We start from the raw sequence: 12664 nt of genomic DNA, 5'->3' as shown, positions 1-12664 counted from the left end.
GAAAATTAAAGATAAAAATAAACTATAAAAATCTCCAAAAAATCTCAATAATTTAATAAAATTAAATATTCAAATTAATCAAAATAGAAGACCCTTCGAAATTTCATAAAAATTTTTAAAATCTAAAAATATAATATTAAAATCCCCTAAATAAAAAAATAAGGATTTTTAGTGAGGGAGGAATATTCGAGTATAAAAGTAATCGAACAATTTGATTACCTTCGGTTAAAAATTTCTGGACAATAATATATAGGTTTAAATATTCTCTTAGAAAAATAGAAAGATAAAGCCTCAACAGTGTTGTTAATGGAAAAATAAAAATATTCTTATTTATTCTCTATCTATTTTTTGTTCAATCCTTTTAAGAATTTCTTTTATTTCATTTAATGCCTCTGTTTGCGTATCTATTTTTGCATTTAATTTATCTAATTTAGTATTCATTTTTTCCAATATTTCTGTTTGCTTATCAATCTTAACATTTAACCCCTCTAATGAGTCAAATATAAATTTAATATACTTCACTCCTTCATCCAACTTTTTATTCAACTTTATTAAATCATCTGCTGATATTCTATTAATCCCTTCTGGGAACTCAATGTATGTATTTAATTCCCTCTCTTCAATCCTCTCTATCTTTATAAGCTTATCTACATCTTCAAGTTCCTTAATAAATTCTTTGAATAGTTTTTTCTTCCTTTCTGAATCAAAGTTTGCCAATATCCTAACTGTCCCATCCTTATGGTTATATATTATGCCATTGATATCTAATATCCTGCCTAAATTTTCAATTTTATCTCTAAATCCAACATGAAGAACTTTCCCATAGATTATTAACTCAGAAGTGGAAGGCATAATATCCTCTATCAATATTTTACTTCACTTCTAACTTCTAATATGTTATTGTTATAATTTAAGCATATATAACATGGGGACCATTACCATGACCATATAAAGATTAATTAATTTGTATAAATAAATTACTTTACAATATTTATAGAAAAAAGGAGTAAAAATACCATAGATTTAGACAGACAACTCATACAAAATTTCTCCATTTTTTTATTTATAAGAGAAGAGGCTGCAATTCTATATAAAGAAGGTAAGATTAGTGATGTCAATAATCGGCAAATCATTGAGATTTTTAAAAAAAGAAGATGAATAAAAATTATTGCACGCTAAGTGCAAGAATATTGCAGAATAGTTAAAAAACGGCTAATTCTTTGAGATTGAAAAATCGTAGTTCCACGTCAATAATGTGTGTTCAATATATACTGTATATTAAAAACACATCTCCTAAGTGGATGATTTTAAGAATAACACTACAAAGTAGTAATCCAATCCTCATCGTTTTATCACTTAAATAAAAGCAATTAACCTACCCAAGATTGATAATTCTTGATCTGAAATATATTATTTTTTGATTATTAATTTCAATACTTCTTGAGTGCAAATTATAGATTAAAAAAAGCATTTGGAGGAGAATTAGTTTAAAAATTATATTAACTTAAAATTTTATATGCTTAGCAACATATTAATATTATATAGTATAGTTAGAATCTATAGGGGATAGTATGAAAACTTTAAATGAAATAAAAAAAATCTTATTAGAACATAAAAAAGAACTAAAAGAAAAATATAAAATTAAATCTATTGGTATATTTGGTAGTTATGCAAGGGGAGAGCAGAAGGAAACATCAGATATTGATATATTAATTGATTACTACGAGCCTATAAGTTTATTGAAATTAATTGAGTTGGAAAATTATCTATCAGAATTGATAGGGATCAAAGTTGATGTAATAACTAAAAATTCAATTCAAAATCCATATTTAAAAAAATCTATTGAGGAGGATTTAATATATATTTAAATTAGGGATTAAAATGTCTAAAAGAGATCCAAAAGCATTTTTGTATGACATTTTAGAACACATGGACGATATAATAAATTTCACCAAAGATATTGATTATGAAGAGTTTTTAAATAATAAAGCAATAAAATATGCTGTAGTTAGATGTTTAGAGGTTATAGGTGAGTCTGTTAAAAACCTTCCTTTTGAATTAAGGGAGAAATATCCTCATATCCCATTTAAAGAGCTGGCTGGAATGAGAGATAAATTAATTCACCAATACTTTGGAGTAGATTATGTTATTGTTTGGGAAACTGCAAAATATGAAATACCCATTTTAAAAAAAGAATTCGAGAAAATTTTAAAAGATCTTGATGAGTAATATATAACAAAAGCTCCTAACTATTGAAAAATAAGAAATGTAAGTAAAATTAACATTCCTATATATCAGTTTCAGAAGGTAACCATATTGGTCAGACCCCCAATGCTATTTATAAAAGAGTTAAAATATTATTGATTATATTTTTACAAGAAAGCTTCTAAGAATTTTTTTCCTCTGTCAGTAATTTTATAGTATATTTTTTTATCTTTTTCAAAATATTCTATTAATTGCAGGTCTTCTAATTTTGTAATATAGTAATAGACAGTAGTTCGTTTATGATTTTTTTCACAAACTTTTTTAACGATTTCCCCCCGAGTTTTTGGGCTTTCTAAAAGTGTTTTTAATATTTCAACTGAAATATCTATATTTAAGTTTGTCAATTTTTCACCTCTTTTTAAATGTTTCTTTTTAAATGTTTTATGTTATTTGTAGGTCTATGCTGACAATAATATTTTTTATTTTATTAATTTATTCCTATATAAAAATACATAAAATAAAAAGTATATATATTGGTTACCCAATAATTGGTATTGTTCAAAAATACCGACAATTATATAATATAGACCTACTTTATAATCAAACAAATTTGGTGATAGTATGGATAGAGAGTTAGTGGGGGCAGTTATAACATCAAAAAATGTTAATGAGTTTAAGGTAGAGGATCAGGCTCTTGATAGAGTTAAGTGTGGAGAGTTTGTTGTTGTAAATAATACTTGTGGAGAATTGGTTCTTGCTAAGATTAATAGAATATTATCGACGAATGCTTTAATTAGGGACAAATTAGGAGATGTGGATGAATTGTCTAATATGTTAATATATTCAAAGAAGATTTTGGAAAAATCTGCTGGGTTTATTGCAAATGCAAAAATTTTAGGAGTGATAAGAGATAATGGGGATAATATAAAAATAGAATCTAATGTTTATCCTATAAAGGTTTTAGAGAAAGTTTATTTGGCTGATGATGATTTATTGAAGAAAATATTTTCGAAAGGTAGTATTGAGATTGGGGTATTAAAGACAAGAGAGTATGTAAAAGTTAAATTAAGAGCAAGACCTCTTTGTTCAATACATTTTGCTATATTAGCTATGACAGGGGCTGGAAAATCTAACACTGTGGCTATAATAACACAACAATTGCTTGAGAAAGTAAAAGGATTGATTAATATTATAATAATAGATCCACATGGAGAATATGTAAAAAGTAAAAATGGAGAATATTCATATTTTATCTGCAAAATTAGATCCAATTATCATTTCTGAAGAACAGTTAGCAAAATTACTTGGTATTGGAGAAAATTCATCAATTCAGAAATTATTTTTAGTATATGCTGCAAAGACTGTAAAATATGAGTGTAAAATGTACAAAAAACAAATTTCAGGAGTTGATTTTGAAAAAAATTGAAGAAAAACTTATGGAGTGGCTCGAAAATGTAAATTCTGGAGGTAAGGATAAACAGATTAAGTATTATGATGGGAAATACTGGAGGACTAAAACATTAAAAAAAGATGATGAAATGGCGATAAATAGAGTTATTGAAAAGTTAAATTTATTTATTAATAAAAATAAGAACATTTTAGGCGATAATGATGGAATGTTTAACCTTAAGAGTGATAAAATAAATGTTCTTCCTCTCCAGAAGATTGAAAATGAGGAAGCAATAACAATTGTGGGTGAATTTTTAAAGAGAGTTTTAAAAGAAAGGATTAAGGCTGCTCAGGATGAAGAAGTTGAAATTAAAGTATTTGAAAAGCCAACATTAGTGATTATAGAAGAGGCACACATTTTTGCAGTGAAGAGTTTGAAAGATCGATCAGGATATTGGATTAGCAAAATAGCAAAGGAAGGTAGGAAGTTTGGGGTTGGATTGGGATTAGTAAGTCAAAGGCCTAAAGAGTTGAATCCTACAACCTTATCCCAAATGAATACTAAGATAATTTTAAGGATTATAGAACCTACTGACCAAAGATATATTTTGGAGAGTTCTGAAAATATTGGAGAGGATTTACCCTTAGATTTACCTCAATTATCGACTGGAGAGGCAGTAATAGTTGATTCTTCACTCCCACTCCCCGCTTTAGTTAAAATTAAAAAGTATGATGGGGTTTTAGGAAGAGAAGATGGATTTGAGATTTTAAACGATCTCTAATCTACTACTTTTGTATTTTTACCAAAATAATGAAAACGATTTAAACAAAGTTGAAAATGCCTATAATGCAGTTAAATACTTAGAAAATATTAATTATAAAATTCCAAAAATGAGTTTTAAAGATGTTGATGAATTTTTAAATGAATATGAGCAAATAAAATCTGAATATGAAAATATGAAGAAAGATATTGCTTATTATCAAAAAATTTTAAATAAGGAAAATGAAACAATTTCAGACGATTATTATGAATTAAAACAAAAACTTGAAAATTACAAAAAAGAACTTCAAACAAAAATAGGAGATGATTTTGAAGAGATAATTAAATTCTTAAAGGAAGAAATAGATGATTTCGACGTTAATAAAGAAACATTAAAAAAATTTCATTATTTGCCTAAGACCCCTTATAAAGGAGGTTTTAAATTTATGATTTCTGAAAATGAACTTTATGTAAATTTATTAGAAAAAAAGAAAAATGGAGAGATTGAAGTTAGGATTAAAGATATTATTCCAAACTACAAACTAAAAGATTTCCCAGATATTGTTCTAATCCTAAAATTAATCATTTTCTCAAAGGATTTTGACATTGAATTACCAATTCCTATTGAAGTAGAAAAAGTGGGGCTTAACGCTGCATTAGAAGATTTAAAAAAATTCATTGAAAGAGAGCATTTTAAGTTGTCATTACCAATGTTAGTTATCTCAGAAAAGGGTATTAAAACCGATAAAAAAGAGTATCCTCTAAAAACAGAATTTAAAATAAAACAAATTCCCTATTATTTGATAAAATAATTAAAAGTAAAAACAATAGATACTAAACTTTTTGAATAAATGCTAATAAACCTTTAAATGTGATTAATATGCTTTCTTCCTACAATATTGAAGCTCAAAGGTTTCATAATTGTGAGTGGGAGCATTTTAGAGAGTTTGATAAAGAATTTAATGAACTATGGAAAAATGTAGAAAAATTTTTAGGAAAAAAATTTATTAAATATGTTGGTATTTATTTTCAGAAGAATTTGATGTATATATTAGGTAGAGAGTTTAGATTGAAATTAATTGTAGATACTAACATTATATTCTCACAGATATTATCTTATGTTATAAAAGATAAATATCCATGGAATATTGGATTTTGCTAATAATCCTTTTATAGAATTATACGCACCACCATTAATTAAGAAAGAGTTAAAAGATAAAATTGAAACCGTCCTTCCAAAAAAATGTAAGAAGAAAAATATTGACGAAAATATAGCAAAATCCAAAGCAATAAAAATTGCTAATAAAATATTATCAAATATTAAAATAATAAGCGATAAGAAATTGAATAGTTGGAGGAAAAGAGCATACGAGTTGATAGGTCATAGGGATATAAACGACATCCCCTTTGTAACTTTAGCCCTTTCACTTGAAGCCCATGGGATTATAACACATGATAAAGATTTTAATGACCAAAAAATCGTAAAAATTTGGAAAGTTGGAAAAGTAAAAGCTATAATTACTGAATTCAGTCAAGGTTCATTTTCGTTTTTCATTCTAAATACTACTATACCATTAGCATTTAAAATATGCAGTTCAATTCTTATTACTATACTAAAAATTATTACAAACATTATCGGAAAAATAATTGAAATATTGAGAATAATAGTCACAAAAGGCCTTAACTCACTATCAAAAATACCTAATGACTACTTAATTATTCTATTTTTAAGTTCAATTTTAGGCATTATTTTCTTGGCAAATAAACCTAAAATAATAAACCAAATTAAAGAAGCTCTTAAAAAACTCAAAAATATGCTCCTAAAATTAATTGAAAGTGTAAAAAATATATTAAAACCCTTATTGTCATTTGTAAAATTTAGCATAAAGGCCATTGGATACTTATTTTATAAGACAATTAAAGCTATCAACGAAATAGAAAATTTAGAAAGTTATAAACCAAACAATAGCTTAAATATTTGATTGATTATATGAGAAATTCTTTGAAATTTTGATTGCCTCTTCATTTTCAGTATCTCCGAACATTACACCATTTTATTTTTTTATTGAGACAAACATTCTTCCAAAAAGATTGTGGGTGATACTATGTCATATTGGCTCTGCATAAATAATGAAGATAACTGGAAAGTAATAAAAGAAAAGAATATTTGGGGAGTGGCAGAGAGGCATAAGAATACACTAAATAAAGTTAAAGTTGGAGATAAACTAATTATTTATGAAATTCAGAGAAGTGGGAAGGATTACAAACCTCCATACATTAGAGGCATATATGAAGTAGTTTCAGAGGTTTATAAAGATACTACAAAAATATTCAAACCTACACCACGAAATCCTAATGAAAAGTTTCCATATAGAGTTAAACTTAAAAAAATTAAGATTTTTGAGCCACCTATTAATTTTAAAGATTTAATTCCAAAGTTAAAATTCATTACTAACAAAAAAAGTGGAGTGGTCATTTAATGGGAAAAGCTATGAGAGAAATCCCAGAGGAGGATTATAAGTTGATTGTGGAAGGATATTAATTAGATTTATAGGTTATTAATACATTTATTGAAGTTTTTTATGAATTGTTTTAACTCATTTAGTTTTTCTTTATCATTAAATTCATAAGTTTTTTTCATGCAATTTTCAATATCTTTATCATTACTTCCTAAAAATCCCGACCAATCATACTCTTTACATGCGAATATTAAGAGTTTATTCTTTAAATCATCTTTAATTTCATTGTATATTGGTTCAATCCCATATTTAGCAAGTTCCTTTTCTAATGGTTTGTCTATATTAATTTCAGTTTTTAAAGCTGATTTTTTCATTTTTATTTTCTTTTCAATATTGTTTAAAATTGTTTCTATGTCCTTAATCCAAAATGGCTTTATATTTCCATATACTTCAACAATGTATGGTAAATTTTCATCACTTAGTGTCCATTTCTTATTATTTTTGTTATAAAGATTATATGCAGTGTCTCCATCACATATTATAGCACAAGGTATTCTTAGAGCATTCATCAATTTAACATACTTTTTAAACCCTTTTTTACTTCCAACATTTATAATTTCTATGTTGTAATCTTCCAATACACAATTTGCTTTTTTTAATAATATTGGAATGCTTATATATTCTAAATCTCCTTCTACTAAAATAACACCGTTGGCAAATAATGAACGAATTAGACCATCATTTTTTATAAAGTCTTTTGGTGTTTTGTTTTTAGTTAATTTCCCTACATTTATAGCCTTTGTTTTACCATTTTCTTTATAGAATCTAAAGGTATTTTCTAATTCTAATAATTTAGAATCTACGAAATAGGGTGAGTGGGTTATTATTATAATTTGGTTATTTCCATTTTCATTTAACTTTTTAAACTCTTCCAACAATCTTTTCTGATAAACTGGATGCAAATGTAATGCTGGCTCATCTAATAATATAACTTTATATTCCGCCCCAATAACCACAGCCAAGATATTTAAAACTTCAAAGATTCCAGAGCCTACTCTATCAATAGGTAACTGTAACTGTTTATCTTCGAATGTAATAACAACCTCAAGATGACCATCACGATTACCATCATGACTAATAACTACATCGAAATCTATTTTTTCAGTTTTAAAAATATCTTTAAAGGAATTTCTAATCCTATTATATTTGTTTATAATGTTTATTTCATGAGCATTCTTTAAATAGAATAAGTATTTTGCCAAATCATTGCCATTTCCTTCATAATTTTTATTTTCTAATTCATTAATAGAGGATATTTTATATTTTTTGGGGTAACTTCTAACTTCTTTAAATTTTACAGTTGCTTTATCAAAGAGTTTTAGTATAAAGTGATGGAATAATAAGTTGTTATTATCAAATTGTCTATCCACATATTTAAAAATATTTTTTGCTTTTTCAAATAGTCTATTATCTGAAGGATTATCTTTACAATGTTTTAAAATTTTATCATATGATAAATTACCATCTTTAAGGCAGTACAACCCTACTAGTAATAATGTTAAAAATATAGTGTCTTTTGCCTTTAGTGGATATTTTTTAAGGAAGTTATAAATTCCTCCAACCTGTGTATCCCAACTCCCCCAAACCTTAACTTCAAAGATAGGCTCATTTTGGGAATTATATAGGAGATACCCATTCCTTTTGTCCATATTAAAGTATATATCATCATTTAATTTTTTTGATAAATGGTGTATAATGGAGTTCAAATCTATTAAATAGTGTTGATTATCCTTTGAGAATTTTTTTATATCCTCCTTTGACACATCATTTATATCAAATATAAAACTACAAAATTTATGTAGTTCTTTCTCATTAGATTTAAGAATCTCAGGATTAAATATAGATAATTTATTAAATTCTTCTTTTAATTTTTCGTTTATTAACATTTTTATTGGAATCTGATAATAAGGGACTACTCTTCCAGAAGGTTCTCCATTATACTCCCAAATAAATTTTCCCTTAGAGAACAACTTTACTAATTTATCCTCAATATCAAATCCTAATTCATCACATATTTTTTTAAATTGCAGATAATTAGATTTAAAAAAACATTTAAAATAATCCTTTAACATCTCTTTCTCAAAATCATCAAATTCAATATCTACAACAATTTTAGCAAATCTTCTACTCTTATTATGTAAATAATTTTGAACTTCTTCAGCTATAGTTTTCTTATTAATGTCTTTAACAGACTTTATTTCTTTTGTTTCATCATTTATTACATCCTTTAAAAATTTAAGAACCCTAAATAGATTTGATTTTCCAGCATTATTTGGGCCTACGATAACAGCAATATTGCCCTCATTAAATTCAATCTTAAACTTATCATAAGAAAATAAGCTATTAACTTCAATAGCTTTAATCTTCATAAGAACTCCACCTTATTTTTATCATTGTATTTATTTTAATATTTTAATTATTTAAAGGTTATTATTAATTAGAATAGAATTATCTTAGAGTCTGAGAGCAGCCAGTTATAGAAGGATGTTAAGGATTTAAACCAGCTAAGTATTTTCCAATTAGAACTAAAGAATAAAATATAAATTATAAAAAAAATATACTAAATTATTGCTAAAAAACTGATTAAAACTAAAAAAGAGGAGTATAAAAAACCCGCATGGCTTATTATGGCAGAAAATAAAATTGAAAAATTAAGTGAGGAGGAATTAGATGAGATATTTGACTCTATCTTTAAAAAATTAAAAAAAGGAGGATTGCGTGATGTACTGGAATTTTAAACGACCAATACTAACACTTGGGAAAATAAAATAAAGTATAAAAAACACTATAATATTTTAGGTGAAATTATGAAATATAAAAAAGTCATTAGAGCTGTGTTAATTAAAAAACAAAGCAGAATAAGGAAGACAAAATATGTAGATTATGACGAACTTCCAGAATGGATTAGAAAAGTTGAGGATAGATTAAATAAAATGAGTCATGAAGAATTTTGTGATGAGATGATAAAATTTGGAACAGAAGCAAAAAAAGTAGGTGGTGTTATAAATTTAGTGTTTAGGGATATACAATAAGTTTAGGAATTCATCAGGGGATAATATTTCTGGCGGGGAGATTTTTAGTTTCTTTTTGAATTCTGGCTTTATCAATTTTTTATTTTTTTTCTTTTATTAAATCAGTTCTGTAAAATGTAATTAAATGTTGACAACCTAATTTTGATGATTCATATACTATTTTTAGGTCAGATTGTTTTAAGTGGCTCAAAGTTGGAGGCAGTTTTAAACTTTTTGCTCTTTTGTATATTTTGATATTATTAGACCAATGAAAACAGTCAGCCCACTTTTCAAAAACTCTTTTTTTTACATATTGTGGTGCATGTCTAAATTCATATGCCACCATTAATGGAATAATACCTTTGATTCGGGTATTGCTACATATTAATTTTGCAAATGCATATGCACTTTCCATCTTATTTATTTCTTCGTTTAGTTTTTTAGTTGATTTTATAGATTTTTTCAAAGTTGTTTCCGTACTCTCCTAAATATCCTAAAATATTTGTATCAATTGCAACTTTAATAACCAATAATTACCCCCTCAAAACTTTCTTCAAAAGGTTAGAGAAATAAGAAATATTATTAAATTAATCTTAACACATAAAAATAAATCAATATATATTTAAACTACCTTACTTTTAATAGGTTGGAGGAAAAATTTTTGGAGAGTTGATAAGGATGGATATAGATATAAAGTATTGCAAAAGTTAGAGATACCTAAAGAGGGTGTTTTTTATAAGTGTCCATATTGTGATTACAAGAATGCGGATAAGAAGGCAGTGTTAAAGCATATTAAGAGTAAGCATCAGGAAGAGTTAAAAAAGGAGGCTGAAAAGATGAATAAGAAGAAGCAGCAACAGAAACAGAATAGGGAGATGATAGAATACAAAGATTATATGTATTTGTTTGCTCATAAGAAAAAGTGTTTAATTATATTAGAAGATGGGACTACTATAAAAGGATTGGTTAAGGCAAAGGATAGATATACGATAATGGTTTTGGATAGCGATTATATACCTAAAGGATTTGATAAGCCCCCAAGAAGGATCATACTACATAAAGGACATATTGTTAGTGTCATCCCATTAGAAGAGGAGTCTAAAAAAGAAAAAGAAGAAAATAAAAATGAGAATAAAAACGAGAATAATTAACCTCCATTTTAATTATTTTTTTATGACTCCTTTCACATCATAAAAAAGTAATGACATCACTATTTTTTATTTATGTATAAATGTTACTATTGTATTTGATAATATGTCTAAAATGTACTTTCGATTATCTCTTTTTTAAAAGATCTACTCGCAACCTTGCTAATCATAGTGTGTAATATGCTTAGTGAGAATATAGTTATGAAGAAGTAAGCGTATACTATATATTACAATGGGGAGGGGGATATATTCAGGATTAGTAAAATGGCTGCCATATGTATGTTATGATACCTTATGGAGTATAACAATATCTTTGAAGGTATAAACTACTAACAATATTAAAAACAAATAGTTACTTGTGTTTTTTATTAAATGGTGTTAAAAAAGCCTATATATTAAGAAATATTATATGCTGCAGTATTTACTACCACCCCATACCTTCACATAAATTTTTAAGAGTATTTAAATATATAACATCGTGGTAATGGTGGATAATTTTTACAACCAATTTAACTTTGCAAATCCATGCACTTAGTAAATAATCAAAATTATTTAAAATTTATAAAATAAGAAGTAAATTAACAACTAAAATATAATGCAAGATATTGCAACATTTTATTATATAATTTGATAATATAAAATTATATAATGTTTGTATTCAAATCAATTCTAAGTATTTATTAACAATCTTAAAAATCTATATATAAGAGTATGATAATATGTTCAAGTTGTTCAACAATAAACCAGAGGAGAATTCTCTAAATAAGAAAGAGGAGTATAAAAAGTTAGATGAGTGGCTTATACAAAAATATAATCTTCTAATTCAAAGTATTGAAAATAATAAAAAAGAGGGAAGAAAAACACAAGGAGTTAGTTTTCCAAAATCTAAATATGAATTTTTAAAGGCTCTATGCTCTCAAATCTCGGGAAGATTATCAACCTTACCCATTCTCAAATCTCATTAACGACATGATCGACTTTATTTTATCAAATAGAGGGTTATTTAAAGAGTTTTTAGAGAAAAAATATGGAAAAACTATTTAAATATAAGAAAGAGGAGTATTCTAATTCATGTATGTATTTAATTACATTTGATTTAAATTAAAAAACAATCCATATAGAAAGAGGAGTTGCAAAAAAACTAAACTCCTCTTTCCTAATATTGTATTCCAAAATTATTCCACTTCTTTAAATAACAACCTATTTTCATTTTTTATAGTTCTATAGTAATCATTCTACAGATAGCTGTTAAACTGTTAATATAATACTAGCTGATGATAATGTGTAGAGATAAAAATCTACTTTTTCAATCTCTTTTAGAGGTTCGAAGTTAGAACTATTTTGATGAATTTTATATGTTCAGAAAGATTATATACAATATAAAAACTTAAATGGTGGTGACTATGGTAAATGTTAAAGAAGTTTTAAAAATCTTGCAGAAGAAAATAATCTGCTATATGTAGGTGTTGAAATTAAAATATCTTGTTAAATATCTAAAAGAATTGAAACCAAAAAAGATTGGAATTATTGGGTTTCAACCAGCATTTGTTAAAGAAATTGTTAATATATTTGGTCCTGAAAATGTTATAGTTAGTGATTTAAACCCAGAAAATGTTGGAAAAATAAAATATG

15 protein-coding genes and 1 pseudogene are annotated in these 12664 nt (G+C 25.9%); 12 read left to right on the top strand and 4 right to left on the bottom strand.

Annotated elements, in window-relative coordinates:
* Nucleotides 1-330: 330 nt before the first annotated feature.
* Nucleotides 331-852 (bottom strand): acylphosphatase, encoded by a 522-nt coding sequence (locus tag HZY31_RS02695; protein ID WP_297317933.1) that lies wholly within the window; start codon nt 850-852, stop codon nt 331-333.
* A gap of 719 nt (nt 853-1571) precedes the next feature.
* On the opposite strand from HZY31_RS02695, the gene HZY31_RS02690 reads away from it, so the two are divergent.
* Entirely contained in the window at nt 1572-1868 is a 297-nt protein-coding gene (locus tag HZY31_RS02690) for a nucleotidyltransferase family protein (protein WP_297317932.1), read from the top strand.
* A 13-nt stretch (nt 1869-1881) separates the two neighbouring features.
* Nucleotides 1882-2229 (top strand): HepT-like ribonuclease domain-containing protein, encoded by a 348-nt coding sequence (locus HZY31_RS02685; RefSeq protein ID WP_297317931.1) that lies wholly within the window; start codon nt 1882-1884, stop codon nt 2227-2229.
* A 143-nt stretch (nt 2230-2372) separates the two neighbouring features.
* Here the strand turns inward: HZY31_RS02685 and HZY31_RS02680 are convergent, their stop codons facing one another.
* Nucleotides 2373-2609 carry a winged helix-turn-helix domain-containing protein gene (locus HZY31_RS02680; protein WP_297317930.1) on the bottom strand — a complete coding sequence of 79 codons (237 nt, stop codon included), beginning with the start codon at nt 2607-2609 and terminating at the stop codon, nt 2373-2375.
* A 217-nt stretch (nt 2610-2826) separates the two neighbouring features.
* Between HZY31_RS02680 and HZY31_RS02675 the strand changes: the two genes are divergently transcribed.
* The 7 genes and pseudogenes from HZY31_RS02675 to HZY31_RS02645 all read left to right on the top strand — a co-directional run bounded on the left by HZY31_RS02675 (nt 2827) and on the right by HZY31_RS02645 (nt 6896).
* Nucleotides 2827-3489 (top strand): helicase HerA domain-containing protein, encoded by a 663-nt coding sequence (locus HZY31_RS02675; protein WP_297317929.1) that lies wholly within the window; start codon nt 2827-2829, stop codon nt 3487-3489.
* On the top strand, nt 3437-3631 hold the full coding sequence (locus tag HZY31_RS02670; RefSeq protein ID WP_297317928.1) for a hypothetical protein: 195 nt from the start codon (nt 3437-3439) through the stop codon (nt 3629-3631). Before HZY31_RS02675 ends, HZY31_RS02670 begins: the two co-directional genes overlap by 53 nt.
* Nucleotides 3618-4376 (top strand): ATP-binding protein, encoded by a 759-nt coding sequence (locus tag HZY31_RS02665; protein WP_297317927.1) that lies wholly within the window; start codon nt 3618-3620, stop codon nt 4374-4376. The genes HZY31_RS02670 and HZY31_RS02665 overlap by 14 nt, the downstream gene beginning before the upstream one ends.
* Before the next feature lie 10 nt (nt 4377-4386).
* Entirely contained in the window at nt 4387-5166 is a 780-nt protein-coding gene (locus HZY31_RS02660) for a hypothetical protein (protein WP_297317926.1), read from the top strand.
* Between the two features lie 68 nt (nt 5167-5234).
* The gene (locus HZY31_RS02655) at nt 5235-5516 is read left to right on the top strand and encodes a hypothetical protein (protein WP_297317925.1); all 282 of its coding nucleotides are present in this window, start codon (nt 5235-5237) and stop codon (nt 5514-5516) included.
* On the top strand, nt 5503-6336 hold the full coding sequence (locus tag HZY31_RS02650; RefSeq protein WP_297317924.1) for a PIN domain-containing protein: 834 nt from the start codon (nt 5503-5505) through the stop codon (nt 6334-6336). Before HZY31_RS02655 ends, HZY31_RS02650 begins: the two co-directional genes overlap by 14 nt.
* Before the next feature lie 123 nt (nt 6337-6459).
* Nucleotides 6460-6896: pseudogene (locus HZY31_RS02645) on the top strand (EVE domain-containing protein).
* 6 nt (nt 6897-6902) lie between these two features.
* Here the strand turns inward: HZY31_RS02645 and HZY31_RS02640 are convergent.
* On the bottom strand, nt 6903-9242 hold the full coding sequence (locus HZY31_RS02640) for an AAA family ATPase (protein ID WP_297317923.1): 2340 nt from the start codon (nt 9240-9242) through the stop codon (nt 6903-6905).
* 438 nt (nt 9243-9680) lie between these two features.
* On the opposite strand from HZY31_RS02640, the gene HZY31_RS02635 reads away from it, so the two are divergent.
* Nucleotides 9681-9905, top strand: coding sequence for a hypothetical protein (locus HZY31_RS02635; RefSeq protein WP_297317922.1), 225 nt, complete (start codon nt 9681-9683; stop codon nt 9903-9905).
* 79 nt (nt 9906-9984) lie between these two features.
* Here the strand turns inward: HZY31_RS02635 and HZY31_RS02630 are convergent, their stop codons facing one another.
* Nucleotides 9985-10350, bottom strand: a complete 366-nt coding sequence (locus HZY31_RS02630; RefSeq protein ID WP_297317921.1) for a hypothetical protein — start codon at nt 10348-10350, stop codon at nt 9985-9987.
* Between the two features lie 232 nt (nt 10351-10582).
* Between HZY31_RS02630 and HZY31_RS02625 the strand changes: the two genes are divergently transcribed.
* The gene (locus tag HZY31_RS02625; protein WP_297317920.1) at nt 10583-11035 is read left to right on the top strand and encodes a C2H2-type zinc finger protein; all 453 of its coding nucleotides are present in this window, start codon (nt 10583-10585) and stop codon (nt 11033-11035) included.
* Between the two features lie 716 nt (nt 11036-11751).
* The gene (locus HZY31_RS02620; protein ID WP_297317919.1) at nt 11752-11997 is read left to right on the top strand and encodes a hypothetical protein; all 246 of its coding nucleotides are present in this window, start codon (nt 11752-11754) and stop codon (nt 11995-11997) included.
* Nucleotides 11998-12664 lie beyond the last annotated feature (667 nt).

Origin of the sequence: Methanocaldococcus sp. (assembly GCF_024490875.1) — an archaeon.
In the GTDB taxonomy this organism is placed as follows: domain Archaea; phylum AGJL01; class Methanococci; order Methanococcales; family Methanocaldococcaceae; genus Methanocaldococcus.
This window is presented reverse-complemented; position numbering and strand designations above follow the sequence as displayed.

What these genes read in the sequence shown, in the direction of transcription:
- HZY31_RS02695 (WP_297317933.1), bottom strand. Translation starts at nt 852, where the DNA reads ATGCCTTCCACTTCTGAGTTAATAATCTATGGGAAAGTTCTTCATGTT.
- HZY31_RS02690 (WP_297317932.1), top strand. Translation starts at nt 1,572, where the DNA reads ATGAAAACTTTAAATGAAATAAAAAAAATCTTATTAGAACATAAAAAA.
- HZY31_RS02685 (WP_297317931.1), top strand. Translation starts at nt 1,882, where the DNA reads ATGTCTAAAAGAGATCCAAAAGCATTTTTGTATGACATTTTAGAACAC.
- HZY31_RS02675 (WP_297317929.1), top strand. Translation starts at nt 2,827, where the DNA reads ATGGATAGAGAGTTAGTGGGGGCAGTTATAACATCAAAAAATGTTAAT.
- HZY31_RS02670 (WP_297317928.1), top strand. Translation starts at nt 3,437, where the DNA reads ATGGAGAATATTCATATTTTATCTGCAAAATTAGATCCAATTATCATT.
- HZY31_RS02655 (WP_297317925.1), top strand. Translation starts at nt 5,235, where the DNA reads ATGCTTTCTTCCTACAATATTGAAGCTCAAAGGTTTCATAATTGTGAG.
- HZY31_RS02640 (WP_297317923.1), bottom strand. Translation starts at nt 9,242, where the DNA reads ATGAAGATTAAAGCTATTGAAGTTAATAGCTTATTTTCTTATGATAAG.
- HZY31_RS02635 (WP_297317922.1), top strand. Translation starts at nt 9,681, where the DNA reads ATGAAATATAAAAAAGTCATTAGAGCTGTGTTAATTAAAAAACAAAGC.
- HZY31_RS02620 (WP_297317919.1), top strand. Translation starts at nt 11,752, where the DNA reads ATGTTCAAGTTGTTCAACAATAAACCAGAGGAGAATTCTCTAAATAAG.